The following is a 24,755-nucleotide window of genomic DNA, read 5'->3' as shown; positions in this document are numbered from 1 at the left end:
TTCCGGTGAGGGCTGTCGCTTACGCGCCGTCGAATATCCTGCTTAAACCGCTTCGGCGCTCGGTACGCGTGGCAATCGCCTGCACCAGAATGCGGTCATCGGTATACAGCGAGAGCCGCTGGCGCGCGCGGGTTATGGCGGTGTAGATCAGCTCGCGGGTGATCACCGGCGAAAGCTGGGTTGGCAGGATCAGCGCCGCATGGTTGAACTCAGAGCCCTGGGATTTATGCACCGTCATTGCCCATGCCGTTTCGTGTTCAGGAAGACGGCTTGGCTGTACGGACTTGACGCTACCATCCGGCATCTGGAACCAGACGCGTAGCCCCTGCTCACGGTCCAGCGCAATGCCAATATCGCCGTTAAACAGGCCCAGGGCGCTGTCATTACGCGAAATCATCACCGGCCTTCCCTCATACCAGCGCGAATACGGCGAACGGTTAATCTTGCGCTTTTGCGCCATCAGCTGCTCTAGCCTTTCGTTCAGCCCCGCCACGCCAAACGGGCCTTCCCGCAGAGCGCACAGAAGCTGGTATTCGCCGAACGCCGCGATAGCCTCCTCCGGCGTGCTTTTCTGCTGCACACCGCGCAGGAAATGCTGATAGCCCAGCAGGGCGTCATTCAGCATCGCCTGGTACTCTTCCCCGGTTTGCAGTGACTTTTTCTCGATATCGGTGAACGTCCCGTCAAACACGCCGCGCGTGGTATGGCGATCGCCGTTGTTCACCGCCGCCGCGAGTTGACCAATGCCGGACTCGCTGCCAAAACGATAGCTTTTTTGCAGCAGGCACAGGCTGTCGCGCAGCGCGCCGGCCTGGGCGGAGGGCTCACCGTTCAGCGGGCAGCCCGTCAGGCGCGACAGCTCTTTTGCGCGCGCCTCGGTATAACCCAGGCTTGCATAGGTGCAGATATCGCCCAGCACCGCCCCCGCTTCAACCGAGGCAAGCTGATCGCGATCGCCGAGGAAGATGACCCGCGCATGGGATGGCAGCGCATCAATCAGACGTGACATCATCGTCAGGTCAATCATTGAGGCTTCATCCACCACCAGCACGTCCAGATGCAGCGGGTTTCCGGCATGGTAACGCAGGCGCTGGCTACCAGGCTGCGCGCCCAGTAAACGGTGCAGCGTACTGGCCTCACTGGGGAACAGGGCAAGCTGATCGTCCGTCAGCGGCAGCTTTTTCAGCGCGCCGCCAAGAGACTCCGTCAGGCGCGCGGCGGCTTTGCCGGTTGGTGCCGCCAGGCGTATACGGCATTTTTGTTCGCCCGCAAGCTGGATCAACGCGGCGAGAAGCTTCGCCACGGTGGTAGTTTTGCCCGTTCCCGGCCCACCTGAAATCACCGATATCCGTCGCGTTAACGCCACAGCCGCGGCCACTTTCTGCCAGTCGACTGCGTCACTGGAGCGAAACAGGGTATCAAGCGTTTCCCGCAGCTGGCCTTCATCACACGGCAACGGGGCGTTCGTCTCACTGAAAAACTGCGCGACCGTAAGTTCATTGCGCCACATGCGGTTGAGGTATAAGCGATCGCTTATCAGGATCATCGGCGTATGACGATCCCCGCAGCCGACCGCCGGAGAATTTGTCAGCGTGCTCTGCCAGTCCAGCGTCTCGTCGAGCAGGGCAAAACAGGCCTGCAACACCGGGGGCATTTTCTCATCAATGGCGAGACGTGAAACCGGCAGGCAGACGTGTCCCTCGCCCGCATCCTTGCTCAGGAGCGCCGCCGCCAGCATCACGGCGGGATGGGCATCCGCAACCAGCATGGCAAATTGCACGTCCAGCGGGCGTAATACGCGTTGTTCTACGGCATCCAGCAGCCGTTCCTGCATCGTCATGCCATCTCCTCCTGGGTTGCGGCAAAAAGGGTATCCATCTTTTCAATCAGCATCGCGTCAGGCCGCGTACTGAAGATGCCGGAACTCGGGTTAGCCGGGTCCACGCCACGCAGGAAGAGATAGATAACGCCGCCAAAATGGTCTTCGTAACGGTAATCCGCCATGCGATGGCGCAGGTAACGATGCAGTGCCAGGGTATAGAGTTGGTATTGCAGGTCATAACGATGCATCTGCATGGCAGAAGCCATGGCCTGTTGGGTGTAGGCGTCGCTGTTTTCACCCAGCCAGTTCGATTTGTAATCAAGCAGGTAGTAACGCCCCTGATGGCGGAACACAAGGTCAATAAACCCTTTCAGCATCCCCTGAACCTGGCGGAAATTGAGCGGCGGGCACCCGGCAGACAACGGATCGTATTCGCGGATCAGCGCATCAAGCGCCTCAGCCCTAAGTGGGCTGGCGATAGGCAGGTAAAATTCCATCTCCACCTGTTTATCTTTGGCCGTCAACTGGCTCAGAGAGATACCCTCTTCCGTCAGCGGCGCCTGCAGGATGGCATTGACCCACTCGGTCAACACGGGCTGCCACTTCGCCTCATAGCCGCCGCTTTGCAACATCTTTTCCACCCACGCCTCCGATACCGGCTGCGTGAAATCCAGCTCTTCAAACAGGCTATGCAAGAACGTACCGGGCGACGCGCCGCGCGGGAACTGATGCGGCGTCAGTACAGGCTCGACAGGCACCTCGCCGACGCCCGCCGCGTCGATATCCAGCTTCGGCATCAGATCCTGAGCAATGCTCTGGCCGTGCTGCTGTAAGCCTGAGTAGCTGGTTACCCGCCAGTCGTCCGCAACGGTTCGGACAATCGGCCGGGCGTTGAGATCAGGCTCGGCCTGCTCAGGTAGATGCCAGCGACGATTGTCGGGAAGCTCGGGGACATGCAGGGCGATATGGTCGCCGCAGAGCGATTCAATACATTGACGCAGCCCAGCCGCATCTTTCGGTTCGCCGCGCTGGATAAGCCGCCCCAGGGCGCTCAAATGGAAATCCGTCTCGCCTGTTTTTTCACCCCGGCGGCGAAAGAGCGGCGCAACCCCCAGGCTGCAGTGCCAGACGGAACGGGTAAGCGCCACGTACAGCAGACGCAGATCTTCCGCCAGCCGTTCGGCTTCTGCCAGCTCCACGCTGGTTTCGGCTTTGCTGAGGTCAAGCACCGCCTCAAAGGTCTCACGATCGTGATAAAACGCCTGATCCTGCACGCGGTAGTTAGCGATAAACGGCAGCCAGACCAGCGGGTATTCCAGCCCTTTAGATTTGTGAATGGTGACGATTTGCACCAGATGCTTATCGCTTTCAAGGCGCATCTGTTGGCTTGACGCGTTGCTGTTCGGATCGGCAATTTGCTGCGACAGCCAGCGCACCAGGGCGTGTTCGCTTTCCAGCTGAGAACCGGCTTCCTGCAGCAGTTCGCTGATGTGCAGGATATCCGTCAGGCGGCGCTCTCCCCCTGCCGTCGCCAGCAGATTCTCCGCAATACGGCGTTGCGCCATCAGTTCACGCAGCATCGCCATCACGCCGCGTTTTTGCCAGCGCTCACGGTAATGAACAAACTCGTCCACCACCTCATCCCACGCGGTTTCATTGTTATTGAGTGCGTCAATGTCGCGGGCATTAAGCCCCAGCATAGAACTCGCCAGCGCGCTGCGAAGCGTGCTTTCACGTTCAGGCGCCAGCACTGCCTGCAGCAGCCACAGCATCTCCTGCGCTTCCAGGGTGTCGAATACGCTGTCGCGGTTTGAGAGATAAACAGAAGGAATGGTGAGCAGCGTAAGCGCATCGCGGATCAGCGCCGCCTCCTGACGGCTGCGCACCAGCACCGTGATATCAGAGGCTTTAAGCGGCGTGGCGTTCTCCCCCTTCCACAACAGCGCTTCGCCACGCGAACCTGCGCTCAGCCAGTCACGGATTTGCGCGGCACAGTGCTGCGCCATCGCGGTTTGATAGTCAGCCACGCCGTAGCCTTCACCGTCCAGCAGCCAAAAACGCATGGCAGGCTGCACCGCGCCGTTATATTCAAAACGCAGATCGGCGTTCTTCGAGGCGGACTTAACCGGCTTGAAGGGAATTTCCCGGAACATAAATGCCGCATCCATCCGTTCAAACAGCGCATTGACGCTTTCAACCATGCCGGGAGAGGAGCGCCAGTTGGTATCGAGCGTATAGTGCGCCTCGACTTCACTGCGTGCCTTCATATAGGTGAAAATATCCGCCCCGCGAAAAGCGTAAATAGCCTGTTTGGGATCGCCGATCAGCAGCAGTGCGGTTTCAGGCTGCTGTCGCCATATGCGCCGGAAAATACGGTACTGCTGGGGATCGGTATCCTGAAATTCATCTATCATCGCCACCGGAAAACGGGTACGGATAGCGTGAGCCAGCGCTTCGCCATTTTCGCTGCGTAGCGCCTCGTCCAGCCGGCTCAGCATATCGTCAAATCCGAGTTCGCCCCGTCGGCGTTTCTCCCGCGCCACAGCGTCGCGAATTTCAGCCATCGCGCGGGTAATAATCAGGTCATTGAGCGAGAGCGGCTCAGCCAGCAGCGCCTCAATGGAAACAAATAAGGGATGTTCAGGCACAATGCCATCGGCTTTGGTCCGCTCCGCAAGGAAGCGCTGAGAGAATTTCTCGAGCGCGTCCGGGAGCTGATAGCCCCGCGTCTCTTCCTGCGCCCAGGCGCTGATCTTCTCGATCCACTTGCCCTGATTACCGCGATTGAACTTGCGCCTGTCGATACCCGAGTTTTCAATGATCGCATCGATATCGCCAACGGACTCATTCCACTTCTGCTTTAATCCGACGATTTGCGCGATGATCTTTTCATGACGCGAGGCCAGCGTTTCATCTGCTGGCGGCGGGGATTTGATCACCGGTGCTTCACCCTGCAGGTAGCGGCCAATGGCGCGCAGCAGATCTTCCGGACCTTTCCACAAAGCATGCACCGCTTCTGCAATGTCGCGCGGTAGCGGATAACAATGACGACGCCAGAAATCCGCACAGGCCTGATAGCGAAGCTCCGACTCATCTTCGATGAGCTGCTGTTCAAACAGCATGCCGGATTCAAAGGCATTCAGGCTCAACATACGCTGACAAAAACCGTGGATGGTGAAGACGGAGGCGTCGTCCATTTGCCGTTCGGCTAACAGTAGCCATTGGGCCGCCTGCTGCTTATCAGCAATTTCTTCGAGCAGACTCGCATAGAGAGGGTTATCCGTGGTCTGGCGCAGGCAGGCGATGCGCAGCTCATGAATATTGGCGCGAATACGGCCGCGCAACTCGGCGGTGGCGGCCTCGGTGAACGTCACCACCAGCAGCTCTTCCACGCTTAACGGACGTGGAAACGCGGCATTGCCGCCCAGCCCCAATAACAGGCGAAGGTACAGCGCGGCGATGGTGAAGGTTTTTCCCGTTCCCGCTGAGGCTTCAATCAACCGTTCACCCTGTAGCGGCAAACGTAAGGGATCAAGGGACTCAGCGGTATCGGTCATTCTTTCTTACTCCAGGGCATAGATTGTTGCAGCGCGCTGATGCTCTTCCAGACTTTCCAGCCTTTCGGGTCAACGAATTCTGCTTTCCCGCTCTGGCTGCCGGAAACCTCAGACAGGATAGCCATTCCCTGCGGTTTGACCACCGCCTGATGGAAGAAATCGGCAACCTTCTGAGGGGTCAGCTGTTTTATCTCGGCCACTACTTTATCACGCGAATCAAACTTCATATTACCGCGATCGAAATCTTTGCTCAGCTGTGAGGCTTCTTCACCCAACGTCTGAGGCGACTGCATAACCTGTGCGATAACGGCTTGCTGGATCTGGGCAAACTCGTCCGGCTTCATGGCGCGCAGCTTCGCTTCGACCTGCGGGAAGAAGGCCTGATAGCGCTGCCACAGATAGGCCGGTTGCTTATCACTGCTTTGCAACAGGAACCCGAGGCCCCACTGACGCCCTACGTTCATCGAAAACGCAAAGACCGCATAGCCGAGCTGTTCTTCGGTGCGCAGCTGGTTATAGAACCACGGCTGAATAATTTGCCCCAGCACGGCGCTCTGCGCAGAGCTGGCATATTCGTCATATCCCGTTGGCACAAAAACGGCAGCCAACGCGGAATCCGTACTGCCACCCGTTTTTTCGAAAATCACATTCTGTTTTTTCTCAACCAGCACATCCTGATTGCGACACCACACCTCGCCTTTCGACCCCAACTGGGTACGCACATTTTGCGCCAGGGTTTTCGCGGCCTCTTCACTCATATTCCCCACAATCAGGAACTCGGGCCGGGTGTTGGTTTTCAGTAACGCCCGGTACGCCAGCACATCGTCTAATGATATGGAGGGCAGCAGCGCGCGGCGTTCATCCCGCTGGAAATAGGGGATCTGCGACAGCATCTGCGGCGGCATGATCGCCTGTTCGTAGGCTTTGCCTTTCTCCGCGGAATCCATCATCTGCGCATACCAGGACTTGGCCTGCTCAAGCTGCTCCTGGGTTGGCGTATAGCTGAAATAGCCTTCGAGCAACGCCTGGAACAGCTGCGGCAAACGCTGGGTGTAGCCGTTAGCGTTAAGCATCAGACCGTTGTTGGCATTGGTAGAGAAGCTAATACCGCCCACGGCGGCCTGATTGCTAAGCTGGTCTAAAGCGATACCCGCCAGATAGTCATTAAGCGCAAAGATCACCTGATTTCTGGCCGTGTCCATCGCCTTCGGGTTGCGCAGCACAACGCTGACATCGGCTTTCGGCTCGCTCGCAAAATAGCGGCTTGGGGTGTAAACCACGCGCAGCGTTGGCTCATCAACAATGAGTTCCGGGTGCGGATAAGCTTTGGTGGTCTTAATCAGCGTGAAGTCGTCCGGAATGTAGGGATTAAGCTCCGGCAACGCCAGGGCAATCCCGGCGGACTGCTTCTGCCACTTCGCAAAGGTCTCCTCGCCGATCTTATCAACCTGATAAGGCGCATCCACGAAGTAGGCCGTTTTGTTGTGCGGCTCGTTCGGGCTGATATACCAGATACGTGCGTTCTGCGGGGTCATCATCGCCAGACGTGCTTTTAACGCCCCGGCGTCGTACTGGTCAGCAATGTTGACAGCATCAAGCGTGTGGGCCACCGGCACGCGGATCATGGTATCGGCGAGCCATTCAACATAGTCCATGTCACGCGTGATCGAGGGATAGCGGAAATCGAGATCCAGCACATGCGCCAGTTCATCGAAGTAACGTTTATCCACCCCTTTCTCACGCAGCAAAGAGAGATAGCTGAAGATCGCAGCAACCACCTCATCGCGGTTCGCGAGGCCTTTATCGGTCAGGGTTGCGGAAATCGCCAGCACACCGCTGTTGCCGTTTACCACCGGATCGGAGTCGGCACGGATCCCCTCGACCAGCCCCTGCTTTTGCAGCCAGTCAGAGAGCGTACCAGGGCTGCGGTTACCGATAAGATAGGTCACCAGCTCATCGGTTTTACTGCGGAACTGGGCGGTATTGTTATCGATACGGAACTCAACGCGCAGGACCTTACGCGGCAGCGCCGGCACGTAGTGGATCACGATCCCCTTTTGCGCGTCGGTTACCACCGGCACGTTAATCTGCGGCAGATCGATATTTTTATTCGGCACCCGGCCAAAGGTCTGGGCCGCCATGTTCGCCAGCTCACGCAACGGCTTGTTGCTGTAGATGACGGCTTTCATCAGGTTGGCTGAGTAATATTTATCGCGAAACGTATGCAACGCCTTGAGCACGGGGCTGTTCGGCTTATCGCTTAACGTCTCACGGTTACCACCGGAAAAGCGCGCGCCGGGGTGCGCCGGGTTGATGGTTTCAGCGCTGACCTGCGCCATGCGCATACCATCGCGCGTGCGGGCCATGGTCAATTCAGCATTCACCGCGTTTCGTTCGCGGTCGGCGTATTTTTTATCCAGCAGCGGCGCGGCGATGGCGTCAGCGAGGCGGTCCACCGCCCCTGCCAGCGCATCATTTTCCACTTCAAGGTAAAACGCCGTGCGATAAGGCGCCGTACTGGCGTTGTGGCTGCCGCCATGCATTTTCAGGAATTCTGACAGGCTATCCGGCTGCGGGTACTTTTTCGACCCCATCAGCGTCATGTGTTCAAGATAGTGAGCCAGACCCGGGTGCGCCTCAGGATCTTCCAGAGACCCAACCGGCACCACCAGTGCAGAGAGCGATTTCACCGCCTGGGGATCGGAAACCAGCAGCACGGTCATCCCGTTATCAAGGCGAATGGCCTGATACTGGCGGGTATCTTTCTCGCTTTTGCGAATCGTTTCCTGGATGGGTTGCCAACCGGAATCTGCCTGAGTGAAGGGGGCCCAGAGGGCGACAAACAATACAAACGCTTTAAACAAGGTGCTGCCTGGCATTACGACCTCTTTATCACGGCTACATCATTAACAAACTGCGTGCTGGACACGCCAGCATCTCTTTCTTTTGGTACATCACTCCGTGATAAGAGCTGCATAATAAATGAACGCCAAAATCAGCGCAATTTTTATACAGTCGTCAGGACTGATTAAATTTAAACAACGGTAACAGGTAGCGCTGTGCCTCCTGCGTGATGGCGTCAAAGAATTCTGGCTCAAGCGTTCTCCATAAGCGCTGATACCAGACATCGTCACCTTCACCGCGTACCATCATGTTCCCTTCGTAGGCCTGCAAAAATTTACTCCGCGCTTTTTGCAAGGAGGCCTCGTCCGTTAACATGGCATCATTCTGCGCGTCGTAACAGGCTTTTATCCACGCCCCACCACTTTCTGGCAGTAGCAGCAACGGTTTGTTCATTCCCTGCCGGTAGCCTTCAATGTACAACGATAAATACGCCAGCGCCTGCTCAGCCTCCATGGGCGGGAAGCGCCACTCACCGTCTTTACGCAGGAATAACCGGCTCTCTCCCTGATTACCCTCTGCGCTGTAGACAAGATGTTCGAGCCAGAGTTGCAAACCTTGTGAAACGCTGAGCATGGAGGGCCGCCAGCGCAGCAGGCCATCAGACTGCACATGAGTCAGCCAGCCGGTGAGTTGCACGCCGTTACAGTCGAGATCGATCTCAATACTTTGTCCGGGTTGTCGGCATGCAATCACGCGCTCCGCCAGAGTCGTCATCTCCTGGCACTGCGTATCCCAGACAATCTCACCAAACGCGCCATAAGGCAGTTGTCCCGCAGCACGGTAGCGGCGATAAAGCAGTTGGGCATCTTCCTCGTCAACCAGGGCATTCAGCAGTTGAAGGTTAAGCTGGTAGCGTTCCAGCCCATCAAGGGTAAAGGGTTCCGCATCGGGGATTTCACTCTCTTCAGAGCGGAAGTTGACCTGCAGGCGCTGCTGGAAAAATGCCCGTACCGGGTGCGCCCAAAAACGCGAAAGCTGCTCGAACGTCAGGGTGTCAATTAAGCGGGGCTCCAGCTCCTGAATAAAATCGGTGTGTGCCGTGCCTTCCCGTTTCGCCGCCGGGAGCCATTCCTGGGCATAGCTCTGCTGTTCATTCCTGGCGTAGTTAACCGGATCAAACGGCATGCGGCTGTGGTGAAACGTAATATGATCTTTCACGCGCCGTTCACTTTCGTCACAGTTGCGGGCTTCGTCACCCGGCAGATAGTGGCTCTGCCCGATATAATCCACCAGTTCCTGTACCAACACAGAGGGAAAGCGTTCGCTGTTGTCCTGAATCGAGCGCCCGATATAGCTGATGTAGAGCTTGCTCTGCGCCGAGATGAGCGCTTCCAGGAACAGGTAGCGGTCGTCGTCACGGCGGCTGCGGTCACCCCGCTTCGGCTGAGCGCTCATCAAATCAAACCCCAGCGGTGGCAGCGCACGCGGATAGATCCCGTCGTTCATCCCCAGCAGGCAAACCACACGGAATGGGATCGAACGCATGGGCATCAGGGTACAAATATTGATGGGGCCGGCCAGGAACCGCTGGCTGATCCGCTCCTGATCGAGGCGTTGCGTCAGTTCATCGCGCAGAAGCGACAGTGGAACCGCCTCGGAGTAGTGTGAATTGACCCCCTCTTCGATGATGGCCTGCCACTGTTTTTCAATGAGCGCCATCGCGGCTTCTGTTTCGTCGTCCGGCAGGAAGAAAGCATTAAGCATTTCGCGGCAGACGGGAAGCCACTCGACAAGCGGGCGAGGCTGCATTAGCTCACGACGCCAGCGGTTAAGCTGCATCAGCAGCGAGGCAAGATGGCCCACCAGCTCAGCGATGAGACCGCTGGATTCATCGTAGGGGAGCACCTCGTTCCACTCACCGTGGTGGCTCTCCATCGCGTAGCCCAGCAGCATACGCGTCAGGCCAAACCGCCAGGTGTGCTGTCCCGTCGGCGGAAGCTCGAACTCCTGAACGTTGTCATCGTCCAGCCCCCAGCGAACACCGGACTCATTCACCCACTGGCGAAGGTAGCGCAACCCCTCTTCATTAACGTCAAAACGTGCCGCCAGGACCGGGACATCCAGCAGCGCCAGCACATCTTCAGAAATAAAGCGGCTGTCCGGAAGTGAGAGCAGGCTGATAAAAGCCTGCAAGGCAGGATGCGACTGGCGCGCACGGCGGTCAGAAATGGCGTACGGCAGATACCGCTCGCCCGTAGCGCTGCCAAATACGGCCTGAATAAACGGGCTGTAGCTGTCGATATCCGCCACCATAACCACGATGTCGCGCGGCGTCAGGGTCGGGTCATCCTGCAGCATCGCCAGAAGCCTGTCATGAAGGATCTCAACCTCTCGCTGCGGGCTGTGGCAAACGTGCACGGTGATGCTTCGGTCGTCCGGATCCAGCAGGCGTTTACCGTCGCTGCGAACAAATTCCTCTGATGAGATCCCCATGACGGCGCGGTTTTCCAGATCCAGAATGTCAATCTGGATGTTGTGCAACAGGCTGTCCGGCGCAATCTCTGCGAAGGCGTCCACATCCCCTTCGCCAGAAGAGGTGATATCGGAGAGCATATGAATATAGTCGCGCCCGAGTTTTCCCCAGGAGGCAAGCAGCGGATTGGGCAAGTTTTGCATGCCGTCTTCATCGAAGAGCTGCGCGGCGGTTGCGCTGTCTTTGAACAGGGGAACGCTGCGTTCTTCAAAAAGGCGGCGACGTTGCCGGGTGACTAGCCGGGCGAGCCAGCGGGCGTCCTGAATATCCCCCCAGTAGTGGCGGCAGGGGTTAGTAAAAAGAATGTGGATATCAATATGTCGGCCGAGCGCTCGCAGTGCATTCAGGTACACAGGCGGAAGGGCGGATATTCCGCAGATAAACACCCGCGACGGCAGACGAGCCGGACGCTCGGTAGCCCGTTCAAGGATCGAAATAAAACGCTGGTACAGGTTGGCTCGGTGCCATTTTGGCTGGCCGAGTTTCTCCGTGTGTTCTACCAGCGCTTTCCAGAGTGGCGCCTGCCAGATTTGCGCGTCGGGTAAGCCCTCCACCCTCTCACCGGCTTCCCAGGCCGTCAGCCACTCAGGACGGTACACCAGATACTGGTCAAACAGATCGGCGGTACGTGAGGCCAGTTGGAACAGCTTGCGTTTATCGGTATCGTCATTGAGATAGTGACGCAGCATCGTGAATTCATCGTGCGTCAGCATATCCGGTAACAGGGTCATCAGCTTCCAGCTCATGCTCTGTTTGTTGAAGGCGCTCTGCTCAGGGATGTCGGGCAGCACGCGAACAAACATCTCCCAGATAAAGCTCGCGGGCAGCGGAAAGTCGATGTTCGCCGCAATGCCAAACTTCTGCGAGAGGGACATTTGCAGCCACTGCGCCATACCGGTACTTTGCACCAGCACCATTTCAGGCTCAAAAGGATCGTCGAGGCGATCGCGCTCGACAATAAATTCCATCAGTGCTTCCAGCACATCAAGACGATTTGAGTGGTAGACCCTTAACATAAACGCTCCAGACTACTGACTAACCGGGCAATGCAGACGTGTTATTTCGCCGCGTCGCCCCAGAGGAGAAATAAGTGAGACCGTGATGCTGACACATCCGGACCGCGTTGTCTGCATTCGGCTCGCCTGCCAGCCAGTCGGTGACGTAAAGGTTGAGAGCTGCGACAAATTCCAGACATGGTGCCAAAGCTGGCGGGTCTGATTCAGCGCCGAATAGCGCGTCGCCAGCACCCGCTGATAACCCGATAGCGCCGTCACAATAATAACCAGCAGCATCATCGCCAGCAGGACTTCGACCATGCTAAACCCTTTTTGTCTGCTCAGGGTAACTGACATAGTGCACTCTCCTTAAGCGGGCAGAAATCGCTCCAGCCGTGAGGGGAAAAACGTATGCGCCCGTCTGTTATCTCTCCAGCACGCCATAGCAGCGTGTCATCACTACCGGCTATCAGCAAAACGCGCCCCTCGTTCAACAATCGCAAACAGACATGCCAGTCTTTGTTCGCTTTACACTGCACCCCGGGCTGCAAGGCCCAGTTCTGCATCCGCCCCCATTCCAGCGCTGACTGTACGGCCATCTGCTCCCGAAGCGAGCGGGTCTCGCCCCCGACCAGGGCGCTAAGGCTATCAAGCTGCTGACTGAGGCCGGTCAGGATCAGGGTGCCGAGTACCAGCAAAAGCACGACCAGCGCCAACGACGACATTCCCTGCTGACGGTTCACAGATTGAATCCCGTGACGGTATAGCGCGCGGCAAACGGCGCGGCTAACGCGCCTTGCCGAAGGGCAACCAGCTCAACAGTCAGTTCCGGCGCAAAACCGGCGTGTTCCACTTTGCTTACTTTTAACTGCTGGATCGCAATCCGGTCTGGATCGGTAAGCTTTTCCCATCCTCGCCCTTCACAGCTGGTCGCCCCGCGCAGCGTTTCCAGCGCGCCCGACTCCAGGCGAAATCCGGTGCTGTCGTTTTCAGAGGAGGACGCGTCCCAGGCCCCATTGCTGTTGGCATCCCATTTTACGATGGCACAACTGCCCTGTCGGCCAATGGTCAGCCCCGTTCCCTGGCAATTTCCTGCACAGTAGCCCGCTCGCTGAAGCTGCTTACCGATGGAAAACAGACGCTGCCAGACCTCCTCCTCAAGCTCCTGTTGCCCGGATTGCAGCAAAACCGCGCGGTGTAGCGCCGGCAAAAAACGCGATGTGCTGACCAACAAAATGCTGCTGATAGCCATAGCCATCAGCATCTCCGTAAGCGAAAAGCCGCTCTGGTTCATCGACACGCTCCCTGAACTGCCGCATTACACATTCTGATTCGTCCTGCGTTTGAGATAATAATCAGCCACTCACCCGCGCGACTTTTCACCCCTACCCGCCCGGCCCAGGCGGTATCTCTCAGCCCAAAGAACCCCAGCGACGGTGTTATCTCGCTGATGACGACCTCAGGCCAGAGCGGTACCATCACGAAGGGACCACCGCTTTCGCAATCCATTACGGCGGAGCTCACTAGGCAGTCTCTGTTTTCATCCCGCTGAAGCGTGATCAGGTGGTCGCGGTTATGGCGGTTAGCATCGTTACGCAAAAACACCATGTAATCGCGCACCTGGCCTGCGGTTTGCCATAGCCGCTGCTGGCGTTGCCAGCTGTCCCAGCCGTAAAGCCCTGTAGCGCTCAGGATCACCACAAGCGTAAGGGCAATCAGTGTTTCAATCAGCGTAAAGCCGTTCTCATTTTTCATGCCGGGAGTGTGACGGCAGCAGAGATATTTAACGAGGGACGGATGGGAAGTTTGCGAGCCGCTTTCAGGTGTTTTTTGTCTTTTGCAACGGATTGCAACGGCTGCGGAATGCGCCTCGTAAAAGGCATTGAGGACGAAAAAAACCGGCGCTAAAAAGCGCCGGCTGTGTAACGATTTACCGCATCAGATTGCAACCGGGGCTTTGATACCCGGGTGCGGGTCGTAACCTTCAATCTCGAAATCGTCGAAACGATAATCGAAGATCGATTCAGGTTTGCGTTTGATAACAAGTTTCGGCAACGCACGCGGTTCGCGGCTCAGCTGAAGATGTGTCTGGTCCATGTGGTTGCTGTACAGGTGGGTGTCCCCGCCCGTCCAGACAAAATCACCCACGTCCAGATCGCACTGCTGCGCCATCATGTGCACAAGCAGCGCGTAGCTGGCGATGTTAAACGGCAGGCCGAGGAACACGTCGCAGGAGCGCTGATAAAGCTGGCAGGAGAGCTTACCGTCCGCCACATAGAACTGGAAAAACGCGTGGCACGGTGCCAGCGCCATTTTGTCCAGTTCACCCACGTTCCAGGCAGAAACGATGATACGGCGAGAGTCCGGATCGTTTTTCAGCTGGTTCATTACGGTGGTGATCTGGTCGATATGGCGGCCGTCAGGGGTAGGCCATGCCCGCCACTGCTTGCCGTAAACCGGCCCGAGGTTGCCATTCTCATCGGCCCATTCGTCCCAGATGGAGACGTTGTTTTCGTGCAGATACGCTACGTTGGTGTCGCCTTGCAGGAACCAGAGCAGTTCATGAATGATCGAGCGCAGATGGCAGCGCTTCGTCGTCACCAGAGGGAAACCTTCCTGCAGGTTGAAGCGCATCTGGTGGCCAAAAATAGAGAGCGTCCCGGTGCCGGTGCGGTCATTTTTTGGCGTGCCCTCATCGAGCACTTTTTTCATCAATTCAAGATACTGTTTCATGGTTCCTCAGGAAAGTTGTTGCTGTGGACGACGGCGGTAGGCCCAGATCATCATAACGGCACCCGCGACAATCATCGGAATGGAGAGGATCTGCCCCATACTGATGTACTGTACCCATTCGCCGGTAAACTGCGCATCCGGCTGGCGGAAGAACTCGACGATGATACGAAACGCGCCGTAGCCAATCAGGAACAGGCCAGAAACCGCCCCCGTTGGGCGTGGCTTGCGGATGAACAGGTTAAGAATGATAAACAGCACCACGCCTTCAAGCGCCAGTTCATAGAGCTGGGACATGTGGCGCGGCAGAACGCCGTAGGTATCGAAAATGGATTGCCATTCAGGGTGAGACGGCAGCAGCGCCAGGTCTTCTGCACGCGAACCCGGGAACAGCATCGTAAACGACACGCTCGGATCGACACGCCCCCAAAGCTCACCGTTGATGAAGTTACCCAGACGACCCGCGCCCAGCCCAAACGGGATCAGAGGCGCAATAAAATCAGCCACCTGGAAGAAGTTACGCTTGGTGCGTTTGGCAAAGATGAGCATCACTAAGATCACGCCAATCAGGCCGCCGTGGAAGGACATGCCGCCGTCCCAGACGCGGAACAGATAGAGGGGATCGCTCAGGAAAACCGGGAAGTTATAGAACAGAACATAGCCGATGCGCCCACCCAGGAACACACCGAGGAAGCCCGCATACAGCAGGTTCTCGACTTCGTTCTTCGTCCAGCCGCTACCCGGACGATTAGCGCGACGCCCTGCGAGCCACATGGCAAAAATAAAACCGACCAGGTACATCAGTCCGTACCAGTGAAGCGCTACAGGTCCTACTGAAAAAATGACCGGATCAAATTCCGGAAAATGCAGATAACCACTGTTCATCTGTCACCACAAGATGTTGTTATTCCGCTGAAAGTGGACAGCGGTAGAATTGCATTCCCGCCACTGGCAGGTGCTCCAAGGTTGCGAATAATAGCATAAGGCAGCCCAGGTGGATGCGCCTGAGATGTAAAAGATGTGTATAGAGGATTGTGCGCACCGATACCTGGATGACGCCCCTCCCCCACAGGAAGAGGGACGATAGCCGCTAGCGGCCGCCGCGGATCAGGCCGCCCATACCGCGTCGCTCCATAAAGGCCGCAACCTGGTGGCGTACTTCGGTTGCCAGTTGCGCGTCGATACTGCGTTCTGCCAGCTCCCGCGCATCGTCAAAATCGATGTGGCGTAACAGGTATTTTACGCGGGCAACGGAACGACCGTTCATCGACAGGTGACGATAGCCCAGGCCGATCAGCACCGCCACACACATCGAATCGCCGGCCATCTCACCGCACAGACGCAGATCGAGGCCATACTGCTCGGCCTCACGGGCGATCATTGCCAGGGCTCGGAGCATAGCCGGATGGAGGCTGTCGTAAATACTGGCTACGCGCGTGTTGTTACGGTCGACGGCCAGAATGTACTGGGTTAAATCGTTAGTGCCGACGGAGATAAAATCAACGCGATTGGCCAGCTGTGCGATCATAAAGACCATCGACGGGACTTCGAGCATGACGCCAATCCGGGGTTTAGGGATTGCATAGCCGATCATCTCTTCGACTTCACGCCCCGCGCGCTCAATCAGCCGACGGGCCTCGTCGATTTCATCGATGCTGGTCACCATCGGCAGTAAAATGCTGAGGTTTCCCGTCGCCGCATTGGCGCGCAGCATTGCGCGGACCTGGATCAGAAAGATCTCCGGCTGATCGAGCGTAATGCGGATCCCGCGCCAGCCCAGGCACGGGTTCTCTTCGCTGATCGGCATGTACGGCAATTGCTTATCGGCACCAATATCCAGTGTACGCAGCGTCACCGGTTTGTCGTTAAACATCTGCAGCATGCCCTGGTACTGCGCCACCTGCTCCTCTTCGGAGGGGAAGCCGCTCTGCAACATGAAAGGAATTTCGGTGCGGTACAGGCCAATGCCGTCGATACGGCTGCCAAGCTTCTCTTCGTGTTCAGGGCTTAAGCCCGCGTTGAGCATCACCTTGACGCGCTCGCCGCTTTTGAGCTGCGCGGGCAGGTTGACGTCGTCTTCCGCCAGCTTGCTTAATTCGTTCTCTTCACTGATTAACCGCTGATATTCCTGAAGCAGCACCGGTTCCGGGTCGACTAACAGCTCACCGCGATAGCCGTCCACAACCAGGGTGCGCCTGTGCAGGACTGAGGGCTGGATATCCGCGCCCATCACGGTCGGGATGCCCAGCGCACGGACCATGATGGCCGCATGGGAGTTAGCCGCGCCATCGCGCACGACAACGCCCGCGAGCCTGTCCTGCGGCAGTTCAGCCAGCGTCGTTGCCGACAGCTCATCGGCCACCAGCACAAAGCGTTCAGGCCAGGCATTTGCGCCCTGATTGGTATCGTCGAGATGGAACAGCAGTCGCTGCCCCAGCGTGCGTAAATCCCCCGCGCGCTCCTTAAGATACCCGTCCGTTAATGACGCAAACTGCTCAGCAAACTTTTCGATAACCTTTTTTACCGCCCACTCCGCGACCGCGCCTTTATCAACTTCGGCAAACAGTTCACGCCGCAGACGCGCATCGGAAAGCAGGTGGGAGTAGAGGTCAAAGATGGCCGCCGTCTCTTTTTGCGCACCTGCCGCAAAACGCTTGCTGTAGCGACGAAACTCGTTCGCCGCCTCTTCCAGCGCAGCGGTGAGGCGTTCACGTTCGAGCGCTTCGTCAAGCGTTGAGGCCTCGTACACCTGCTCCATCAGCGGCAGGGTCGCATCCATCCAGCCTTCTGCAATCGCCACGCCAGGCGAGGCCGGAAGTGCACGTATGCGCGTATGGCGATACTGACCAAAGAGCGCAGCCAGCTGAGACTGCGACAGGATCGCTGCCATCTGCGTTGCCAGCGTAACCAGAAACGACTCTTCGCTTTCATCGTACTGTCGAAGCTCGCGCTGCTGAACCACCAGTACGCCAAGCAGCTGACGACGCTGGATGATAGGTACGCCAAGGAATGCGCGGAAACGCTCTTCTTTAACGGAGGGGATGTATTTGAAGCTGGGGTGTTTTTGCGCATCGGCAAGGTTGATAGGTTCAGCGAGGCGCCCAACCAACCCAACGATGCCTTCATCAAACGCAAGCGTGACGGTACGGCCACGTGGTTTTTTTAAACCACGGGTCGCCATCAGGTAATAACAGCGTCGGTCATGGTCGGCCAGATACACCGAACAGACGTCGGTTTCCATCGCAAGACAGATGTCAGTGACCAGAATATTCAACGCCTCGTTGAGGCGAGGCGCACTGGCCACCTTTTCGACTATTTCTCGCAAGCGGGTGAGCATGATTTGCGTAGCTTAACCTCTTTTACGTCGCCAGGCAGGTGCACTCTGCGGCTTAGGAGGCGTCTCCTGAAGCTGCATCACAACACTTGCAAACTCTTTCATCACCCTGCGGTATACATCGCGCTTAAACGACACGACCTGACGAACAGGATACCAGTAGCTTACCCACCGCCAGCCATCGAACTCAGGCGTACTGCTGGTTTGCATGTTGATATCCGAATCGTTGCCCACCAACTGCAGTAGAAACCATTTCTGTTTCTGGCCGATACAAACCGGCTTTGTGTCCCAACGCACCAAACGTTTCGGTAACTTGTAACGCAACCAGTTGCGGGTCGAAGCCAGGATACGCACATCCTTTCGGCTTAAACCGACTTCTTCAAACAGCTCCCGGTACATCGCTTGTTCTGGGGACTCCCCTGGGTTGATCCCGCCTTGCGGGAACTGCCAGGAGTGCTGACCATATCGTCGTGCCCACATGACCTGGCCCTGACGATTACAAATTACGATTCCTACGTTCGGGCGGTAGCCATCGTCATCAATCACCGGACTACCCCAATATAAACCTTATATATGAATGATTGTTTCACACTACAGGGAGGCGGTAAACCACTCTCTTACGGGCCTGTAACCTAATAACATTTGAATAACTCACAAAATTCACGGGAGTTATAAACAGATGAGGCACCGTGAAGCCAATTTTATTCACCTTTTCTGTGGATATAGTTGTGAAGAAGTATGGAATTACCGATGGACAACCTTCATGCATCGAAAAAGCGCCACAAACAGTCATTCTGATAAGCGATTTAATTTCATTATCTTACATCCAAAACCATGGCCTGAAAACAGGATAACGTGACGATCGTCACACCAGAGATCCTCCCACTGATGAAAGATCGAACAGCGTCGGTTTTATCCACAGATTGTGCCAATAAGTTAGTCACAATTTGTGTGAAAATTCGATTTTCGTCGCACGTCAAGGCTGTAAATTGAAACAGTAGTGAGGGTTATTCCCAGTTATCCCATTTTTCTGTGGATAACATGGTGTAAGATCCTGTTCATTGTCAGTGACCAGTTTTGAACAACCTGTTTTTGCCGCGCCCTTTGCCTTTTTAAAACTGGCAAAATAACCTATAAATCATGGACATGGCATTGTTAACCAGAAATCGGTAAACTCTATCCACATGCCCCCATTTATCCGCTCACTTTTTAACCAGATGGATGTATTTATGAATTCGCTTGCGCCACTGACCTCTCCTCCTGGAAGTGAAGCTCAACTGCTGCATCAGGCGCAGCGTCTGGCGGGCTATTCGCTTGGGGAACTTGCGGCTATGGCGGGGTTAGCCATTCCGGGGGATCTCAAGAGAGATAAGGGGTGGATCGGTATGCTGCTGGAGCTGTGGCTCGGGGCAAGCGCAGGCAGCAAGCCTGAACAGGATTTTGCCGCGCTGGGCGTAGAGCTAAAAACCATCCCTATAGACGGTCAGGGCAGGCCGCTGGAAACCACTTTCGTATGCGTTGCCCCGTTAACCGGTAACAGCGGCGTGACATGGGAAACCAGCCACGTACGCCACAAGCTAAAGCGCGTGCTGTGGGTGCCGGTAGAGGGAGACCGGCAGATCCCGCTGGCGGATCGACGCGTGGGCGCGCCTCTGCTGTGGAGTCCCAGCGAAGAGGAAGATCGTCAGCTGTCTCAGGACTGGGAAGAGCTGATGGATATGATTGTTCTTGGTCAGGTGGAGCGCATCACCGCCCGACACGGCGAGGTGCTACAGATCCGCCCGAAAGCGGCGAACAGCAAAGCCCTTACCGAGGCAGTCGGCGCGCGGGGTGAACCGATCCTGACATTACCGCGCGGCTTTTATCTCAAAAAGAATTTCACCGGGGCGCTGCTCGCTCGCCATTTCTTACTGAATACATAGCTTTTTAACCATTTTTGCGCTCTACCTAACACAATCGACTGGTTTTTAAGATTTTACCGCTTCCTCCTGACGAAATATCAGGTTATTACTACACTATGATTTGATACGAGCCAGGTGAGGACGATAACGATGAAAAAATGGGCAGTGATAATCTCGGCAGTGGGTTTAGCGTTTGCGGTATCGGGTTGTAGCAGCGATTATGTCATGGCGACAAAAGACGGGCGTATGATTTTGACCGACGGTAAACCTGAAGTCGACGACGATACCGGTCTGGTGAGTTACCGTGATCAGGCGGGCAACAACCTGCAGATTAACCGCGACGAAGTCTCCCAGATTATCGAGCGTTAAACATTTAAGGTCAGTAACCTGCTGGCCTTTTTGATTTTTCCCTTCCCCTTTTGCTTCCCCTCTGCCATGTTTATATTCCTTTGTCGGGAGGTTCCTGACGCGGTCTACATGTCTAATGAAGGAAGCCGGCTATGCATTATCACCGTATCCCCCACAGCGCTCTGGAAGTTAGTCAACTGGGGTTGGGCACGATGACATTTGGTGAACAAAACAGCGAAGCCGATGCCCATGCACAACTCGATTATGCCGTCAGCCAGGGCATTAACCTGATTGACGTAGCAGAGATGTACCCTGTCCCTCCCCGCCCGGAGACGCAGGGACTTACCGAAACCTACGTCGGTAACTGGCTGGCGAAACGCGGTAACCGCGAAAAGCTGATCCTCGCCTCCAAAGTCAGCGGCCCGTCGCGCAATAACGACGCAGGGATCCGCCCCAACCAGATCCTCGATCGCAAGAACATCCGTGCCGCTCTGGATGCCAGCCTCAAGCGCCTGCAAACGGATTATCTCGATCTTTACCAGGTACACTGGCCGCAGCGTCCAACCAACTGCTTTGGCAAACTAGGCTACAGCTGGAATGAGAGTGCTCCTGCCGTGAGCCTGCTCGACACGCTGGAAGCGCTGACGGAGTGCCAGCGCGCGGGCAAGATCCGCTACATTGGCGTCTCGAACGAAACGGCGTTTGGCGTGATGCGTTACCTCCATCTGGCGGACAAGCACGATCTGCCGCGTATTGTGACCATTCAAAACCCCTACAGTCTGCTGAACCGCAGTTATGAAGTTGGTCTGGCCGAAGTGACGCAGTATGAAGAGGTGGAATTACTCGCCTATTCCTGTCTGGGGTTTGGCACGCTGACGGGCAAATACCTGAATGGCGCAAAGCCCGCCGGTGCGCGTAATACCCTTTTCAGCCGCTTTACCCGCTACAGCGGTGAGCAGACGCAAAAAGCGGTTGCTGCCTACGTGGATATCGCGAAACGTCACGGACTCGATCCCGCGCAAATGGCGCTGGCGTTTGTGCGTCGTCAGCCGTTTGTGGCCAGCACCCTGCTGGGCGCGACCACCCTGGAACAGCTGAAAACCAATATTGAGAGTTTCCACCTGAACCTGAGTGAAGAGGTGTTAGCGGAGATTGAAAGGGTGCATCAGGTTTATACCTACCCTGCGCCGTAGCCCGATGCTTTTGCCCGGTGGCGCTCCGCTTACCGGGCCTACAAGTGCACAACCGTAGGCCGGGTTAGGCGAAGCCGTCACCCGGCAATATCTCTCAACGGCGACGCTGCCAGAGCCACAAGCCTGCAATCGCCAGCGCAAACAGCGCCCCAAACCCGATGCCAATCCCAACCACTGGTGCACCCGCTTTAACCGCCAGCGAGTAGAGCCCCAGCATCAGCAGCATCGCCAGGTTTTCGCCCAGGTTTTGCACCGCAATCGCATTCCCCGCGCCGACCGTCTGCTTGCCGCGCGCCTGCAATAGCGCGTTCAGCGGCACCACAAAGAAACCGCCCAGTATCCCGATCAGGATCAGCAGTGCGTAGGCGGGCAACAACGCGTGTTGAAGCGAGAAGAACAGAACGCCAACGCCTATCAGGATCCCCGCAGGCATACAGCGCGCCACGGTCTCGAGCGTTACCAGCTTCGCCGCCGCGCCCGCGCCGACGACAATCCCGACGGCAACCATTGCGTTAAGGTAGGTAGGCGTCGCGTTGTCCACAATCCCCAGCGCCACCGGAACCCACAGCACCAGCAGGAAACGCAGGGTCACGCCCGCCCCCCAGAACATGCTGGTGCCCATCAGCGAGAAGCGCGTTTCGCCGTTACGCCACAGCACGCGACAGGCATTAAAGAAACTCCCGGTCATCGGCGCGAAACGCCAGGATTGCCCCGGACGCGCCACCGGCAGTTTGGGAATGAACAGGTTGGCCACTACCGCGCCGCCGTACACCACCGCACACACGCCCAGTGCCGCCAGTACATGCCAGTCGGCCAGTACCCCGCCCGCCACGGAGCCGAGCAGGATCGCCGCAATGGTGAATGACTCCATCAGGCCGTTGGCTTTAACCAGCTTATCACCCGTCGTCAGTTCGCCCAGAATGCCGTATTTCGCCGGCGAGTAAGCGGCCGCGCCAACGCCCACCAGCGTATAGCCGATAAACGGGTTGATACCAAAGCAGATACTGGCCGCGCCCAGCAGCTTCAGGCCGTTCGCAAACATCATCACCCGGCCTTTCGGGAAACTGTCCGCGACCTGCCCCACAAACGGCGCAAAGATAATGTAAGCACCCACAAACACCATCTGGAGGACAGGCTGACTCCAGTCGGGGTAAAACTCAGCTTTTAACAGCGCCAGGGTCGCGAACAGTAAGGCATTGTCCCCGAAGGCAGAGAGAAACTGGGCGGCCGTGACCGCCAGCATGCCTCTCGACCAGAGGGAGGTGTTAGTGTGTACTGACTCACGCATTTTGCTGTTCTGCCTCTTCAACCATGCCTTTGAGGGTCACGAAGTCGGGCTTGCCGCTGCCCAGCACCGGAAGTTGCTTGAGATAACGAATGTCGCGCGGCACCGCCAGTTCAGGAATGCCGTGCTCGCGCGCATGCTTAAGCAACTGCTCGCGCTTCAGCTCGCTGTCGGTGGTAAAGAGCACCAGCGCTTCGCCTTTGCTGGCATCGCTTTTCACCACGGTGGCGTGCAGCTTATCGGCAGAGACCGCCGTCGCCAGCATCTCCACCATTTCCAGAGAGACCATCTCCCCGGCAATTTTGGCAAAGCGTTTTGCCCGGCCCTGGATCTGCACAAAGCCCTGAGCATCAAAGCGGACGATATCGCCGGTGTCGTACCAGCCGGCCTCTGTTTCACCGTCAACGTTTTCCGCCGTCGGGGCTTCGAGGACACCCGGGTTTTCCACACGCAGGTAACCGTTCATCACATTCGGCCCTTTCAGCTGCAGTCGGCCGCCCTCTTCAATACCCGGTACCGCCAGCAAGCGAGCGTCCATTCCCGGCAGAATACGCCCGACCGTGCCAGGTTTCGCCGCCATCGGCACGTTAATGGAGACCACCGGCGCGCACTCCGTCACGCCATAGCCTTCGAGGATGCGCAGGCCAAACTTGTCCTGCCAGATCTGGCGCGTGCTCTCCTGCAGTTTTTCCGCCCCGGCGACGACATAGCGCACCCGGAAGAAGTCATACGGGTTGGCAAAGCGCGCGTAGTGGCCGAGGAAGGTGGACGTCCCGAACAGCACGGTGCAGTTACGGTCATACACCAGCTCCGGCACGATGCGGTAGTGCAACGGGCTTGGGTAAAGGAACACCTCCGCGCCGGTCAGGAGCGGCGTAAAAAGCCCAACCGTCAGGCCAAACGAGTGGAACAGCGGCAGGGCCGACATAAAGCGGTCCTTCGCCGTAAAGTCGGCGATGGTTTTGATCTGCTCGACGTTAGCCAGAATGCTTTTATGGCTGTGCACCACCCCTTTCGGATTGCCTTCGGAGCCAGAGGTAAAGAGGATGATCGCGTCATCTTCCGGCTGCTGTTTCACCTGCGCCAGGTGCGGCATCAGCAGGTGAGCAAAAATCCACAGCTTGTCGCCGGGGGTGACGTCGGCTTTCAGATCTTCCAGGAAAACCCAGCGCACCTGCGTGAGCTGCTCCGGCAGGTGCCACAGCTTGCCTTTGTCGAGGAACTGGCGAGACGTAAACACGGTTTTGATTTGCGCAGCGGTAATCGCGCTGGTCAGCCCTTTCACGCCCGCCGTGTAGTTCATCATTGCCGGGATACGGCCACGCGACACCGCGCCAAAAATGACCGCCGCGCTGATGCCTGCGTTAGGCAGCATCAGGCCAATTTTTTCACCCTGCTTGCTGTACTTCTCGAGGATGCGGCCAACAAACAGCGTTTTCGTCAGCAGTTTGCGGTAGGTGTCCGGCGTAAAGTTAACGTCTTCGATGCAGTTTTTGTTCGCACCATAGCGGTACTGGGCCGACAGCAGCGATTCGTAGAGCGTTTCGCGCGGGCGAACGGCCATGCGCGCTTCCATCATAATCTGGTGCAGCATTTCACCAGCGATTTTGCGGCGATCCCGCGCGCGCGGCGCCTCGGGCATCGGCAATGAGGTCGGGGGAAGAATATGCAGGGTGATGGCGGGGAACAGTCGCTGCTTCACGAGCCCTTTCAGGCGGCTGAACCGGGTAAGCTCGGCACCTTCAATGCGCATCGGCACCACGGTGGCCTTTGACTTTGCGGCAACAAACCCCGCGCCGTCGTAGATTTTCATCAGCGAGCCGGTCACCGAGATCCGCCCTTCCGGGAAAATAACCACCGGACGCCCCTGCTCAACCAGGCGCACCAGGTGTTTGATCATCATCGGTTTTGTCGGGTCGAGCGGCACAAAATCGATCAGCGGCGCCAGCCAGCGCATAAACCACTTTTCGCTGATGGAGCTGTAGACCGCAAAAACCGGGCGCACCGGCAAAAACAATGCCAGCAGAATGCCGTCAATAAAGGAGACGTGGTTTGGCGTGATCAGCACGCGTTCGCCAAAAAACGCCTGCGGATCGCCGGTTACGCGAATACGAAAGAGGATACGGAACAGTGTACGGAAGAACCCAAAAAGCATCTCAACTCCCTTTGCCAGCCAGTGTGGAGGGTGACTAAATGGTGGCAGATTACACGAG

17 protein-coding genes and 1 pseudogene are annotated in these 24,755 nt (G+C 57.0%); 4 read left to right on the top strand and 14 right to left on the bottom strand.

The features are described 5' to 3' along the window. Positions 1-19 precede the first annotated feature (19 nt). The 12 genes from recD to rppH form a co-directional block, all read right to left on the bottom strand. Positions 20-1,840, bottom strand: coding sequence for an exodeoxyribonuclease V subunit alpha (gene recD / locus I6L58_RS17385; protein ID WP_088208615.1), 1,821 nt, complete (start codon positions 1,838-1,840; stop codon positions 20-22). Next, positions 1,837-5,379, bottom strand: a complete 3,543-nt coding sequence (gene recB, locus I6L58_RS17380) for an exodeoxyribonuclease V subunit beta (protein WP_088208614.1) — start codon at positions 5,377-5,379, stop codon at positions 1,837-1,839. Before recB ends, recD begins: the two co-directional genes overlap by 4 nt. Then, on the bottom strand, positions 5,376-8,258 hold the full coding sequence (ptrA, locus tag I6L58_RS17375) for a pitrilysin (RefSeq protein ID WP_088208613.1): 2,883 nt from the start codon (positions 8,256-8,258) through the stop codon (positions 5,376-5,378). Before ptrA ends, recB begins: the two co-directional genes overlap by 4 nt. Before the next feature lie 139 nt (positions 8,259-8,397). After that, on the bottom strand, positions 8,398-11,772 hold the full coding sequence (gene recC / locus I6L58_RS17370; RefSeq protein WP_088208612.1) for an exodeoxyribonuclease V subunit gamma: 3,375 nt from the start codon (positions 11,770-11,772) through the stop codon (positions 8,398-8,400). Positions 11,773-11,784: 12 nt separating this feature from the next. Next, positions 11,785-12,108, bottom strand: a complete 324-nt coding sequence (locus tag I6L58_RS17365; RefSeq protein WP_006178301.1) for a prepilin-type N-terminal cleavage/methylation domain-containing protein — start codon at positions 12,106-12,108, stop codon at positions 11,785-11,787. Continuing rightward, a complete protein-coding gene (locus I6L58_RS17360) occupies positions 12,093-12,494 on the bottom strand; it encodes a DUF2509 family protein (RefSeq protein WP_042321846.1) in 402 nt (133 codons plus the stop codon). Before I6L58_RS17360 ends, I6L58_RS17365 begins: the two co-directional genes overlap by 16 nt. Then, positions 12,491-13,045, bottom strand: a complete 555-nt coding sequence (locus tag I6L58_RS17355; protein ID WP_006178305.1) for a prepilin peptidase-dependent protein — start codon at positions 13,043-13,045, stop codon at positions 12,491-12,493. The genes I6L58_RS17360 and I6L58_RS17355 overlap by 4 nt, the downstream gene beginning before the upstream one ends. Beyond that, positions 13,042-13,506 (bottom strand): prepilin peptidase-dependent protein, encoded by a 465-nt coding sequence (locus tag I6L58_RS17350; protein ID WP_088208611.1) that lies wholly within the window; start codon positions 13,504-13,506, stop codon positions 13,042-13,044. The genes I6L58_RS17355 and I6L58_RS17350 overlap by 4 nt, the downstream gene beginning before the upstream one ends. Positions 13,507-13,689: 183 nt before the next feature. Further along, positions 13,690-14,484, bottom strand: coding sequence for a thymidylate synthase (gene thyA, locus I6L58_RS17345; RefSeq protein WP_006178308.1), 795 nt, complete (start codon positions 14,482-14,484; stop codon positions 13,690-13,692). Positions 14,485-14,490: 6 nt separating this feature from the next. After that, on the bottom strand, positions 14,491-15,366 hold the full coding sequence (gene lgt, locus I6L58_RS17340) for a prolipoprotein diacylglyceryl transferase (protein WP_006178309.1): 876 nt from the start codon (positions 15,364-15,366) through the stop codon (positions 14,491-14,493). 205 nt (positions 15,367-15,571) lie between these two features. Then, on the bottom strand, positions 15,572-17,818 hold the full coding sequence (ptsP, locus tag I6L58_RS17335; RefSeq protein ID WP_088208610.1) for a phosphoenolpyruvate--protein phosphotransferase: 2,247 nt from the start codon (positions 17,816-17,818) through the stop codon (positions 15,572-15,574). Positions 17,819-17,830: 12 nt separating this feature from the next. Next, positions 17,831-18,361 carry an RNA pyrophosphohydrolase gene (gene rppH / locus I6L58_RS17330; RefSeq protein ID WP_003862791.1) on the bottom strand — a complete coding sequence of 177 codons (531 nt, stop codon included), beginning with the start codon at positions 18,359-18,361 and terminating at the stop codon, positions 17,831-17,833. Positions 18,362-18,815: 454 nt separating this feature from the next. On the opposite strand from rppH, the pseudogene I6L58_RS22945 reads away from it, so the two are divergent. From I6L58_RS22945 to I6L58_RS17315, 4 genes and pseudogenes are all read left to right on the top strand, one after another. Then, positions 18,816-18,893: pseudogene (locus I6L58_RS22945) on the top strand (hypothetical protein); the annotation flags it as partial. Positions 18,894-19,044: 151 nt separating this feature from the next. Continuing rightward, a complete protein-coding gene (mutH, locus tag I6L58_RS17325; protein ID WP_088208609.1) occupies positions 19,045-19,737 on the top strand; it encodes a DNA mismatch repair endonuclease MutH in 693 nt (230 codons plus the stop codon). Positions 19,738-19,866: 129 nt separating this feature from the next. Continuing rightward, positions 19,867-20,085 carry a YgdI/YgdR family lipoprotein gene (locus I6L58_RS17320; protein WP_006178316.1) on the top strand — a complete coding sequence of 73 codons (219 nt, stop codon included), beginning with the start codon at positions 19,867-19,869 and terminating at the stop codon, positions 20,083-20,085. Between the two features lie 131 nt (positions 20,086-20,216). Next, positions 20,217-21,257: an NADP(H)-dependent aldo-keto reductase gene (locus tag I6L58_RS17315; protein WP_088208608.1), complete on the top strand. Its 1,041-nt coding sequence runs from the start codon at positions 20,217-20,219 to the stop codon at positions 21,255-21,257. A 94-nt stretch (positions 21,258-21,351) separates the two neighbouring features. Here the strand turns inward: I6L58_RS17315 and lplT are convergent, their stop codons facing one another. Next, positions 21,352-22,545 carry a lysophospholipid transporter LplT gene (lplT, locus tag I6L58_RS17310; protein WP_088208607.1) on the bottom strand — a complete coding sequence of 398 codons (1,194 nt, stop codon included), beginning with the start codon at positions 22,543-22,545 and terminating at the stop codon, positions 21,352-21,354. Beyond that, positions 22,538-24,697, bottom strand: a complete 2,160-nt coding sequence (gene aas / locus I6L58_RS17305) for a bifunctional acyl-ACP--phospholipid O-acyltransferase/long-chain-fatty-acid--ACP ligase (protein WP_088208606.1) — start codon at positions 24,695-24,697, stop codon at positions 22,538-22,540. The genes lplT and aas overlap by 8 nt, the downstream gene beginning before the upstream one ends. Between the last annotated feature and the right edge of the window lie 58 nt (positions 24,698-24,755).

Source organism: Enterobacter cancerogenus, assembly GCF_019047785.1.
GTDB lineage: Bacteria > Pseudomonadota > Gammaproteobacteria > Enterobacterales > Enterobacteriaceae > Enterobacter > Enterobacter cancerogenus.
The sequence above is the reverse complement of the archived record's forward strand: the minus strand, read 5'-3'. Positions and strand labels throughout refer to the sequence as shown.

Excerpts from the sequence above, each read along its gene's own strand:
- lplT (WP_088208607.1), bottom strand. The coding sequence starts at position 22,545 with ATGCGTGAGTCAGTACACACTAACACCTCCCTCTGGTCGAGAGGCATG.
- mutH (WP_088208609.1), top strand. The coding sequence starts at position 19,045 with ATGAATTCGCTTGCGCCACTGACCTCTCCTCCTGGAAGTGAAGCTCAA.
- I6L58_RS17355 (WP_006178305.1), bottom strand. The coding sequence starts at position 13,045 with ATGAACCAGAGCGGCTTTTCGCTTACGGAGATGCTGATGGCTATGGCT.
- ptrA (WP_088208613.1), bottom strand. The coding sequence starts at position 8,258 with ATGCCAGGCAGCACCTTGTTTAAAGCGTTTGTATTGTTTGTCGCCCTC.
- I6L58_RS17350 (WP_088208611.1), bottom strand. The coding sequence starts at position 13,506 with ATGAAAAATGAGAACGGCTTTACGCTGATTGAAACACTGATTGCCCTT.
- thyA (WP_006178308.1), bottom strand. The coding sequence starts at position 14,484 with ATGAAACAGTATCTTGAATTGATGAAAAAAGTGCTCGATGAGGGCACG.
- lgt (WP_006178309.1), bottom strand. The coding sequence starts at position 15,366 with ATGAACAGTGGTTATCTGCATTTTCCGGAATTTGATCCGGTCATTTTT.
- recB (WP_088208614.1), bottom strand. The coding sequence starts at position 5,379 with ATGACCGATACCGCTGAGTCCCTTGATCCCTTACGTTTGCCGCTACAG.
- aas (WP_088208606.1), bottom strand. The coding sequence starts at position 24,697 with ATGCTTTTTGGGTTCTTCCGTACACTGTTCCGTATCCTCTTTCGTATT.
- I6L58_RS17320 (WP_006178316.1), top strand. The coding sequence starts at position 19,867 with ATGAAAAAATGGGCAGTGATAATCTCGGCAGTGGGTTTAGCGTTTGCG.
- recC (WP_088208612.1), bottom strand. The coding sequence starts at position 11,772 with ATGTTAAGGGTCTACCACTCAAATCGTCTTGATGTGCTGGAAGCACTG.
- I6L58_RS17315 (WP_088208608.1), top strand. The coding sequence starts at position 20,217 with ATGCATTATCACCGTATCCCCCACAGCGCTCTGGAAGTTAGTCAACTG.
- I6L58_RS17365 (WP_006178301.1), bottom strand. The coding sequence starts at position 12,108 with ATGTCAGTTACCCTGAGCAGACAAAAAGGGTTTAGCATGGTCGAAGTC.
- recD (WP_088208615.1), bottom strand. The coding sequence starts at position 1,840 with ATGACGATGCAGGAACGGCTGCTGGATGCCGTAGAACAACGCGTATTA.
- ptsP (WP_088208610.1), bottom strand. The coding sequence starts at position 17,818 with ATGCTCACCCGCTTGCGAGAAATAGTCGAAAAGGTGGCCAGTGCGCCT.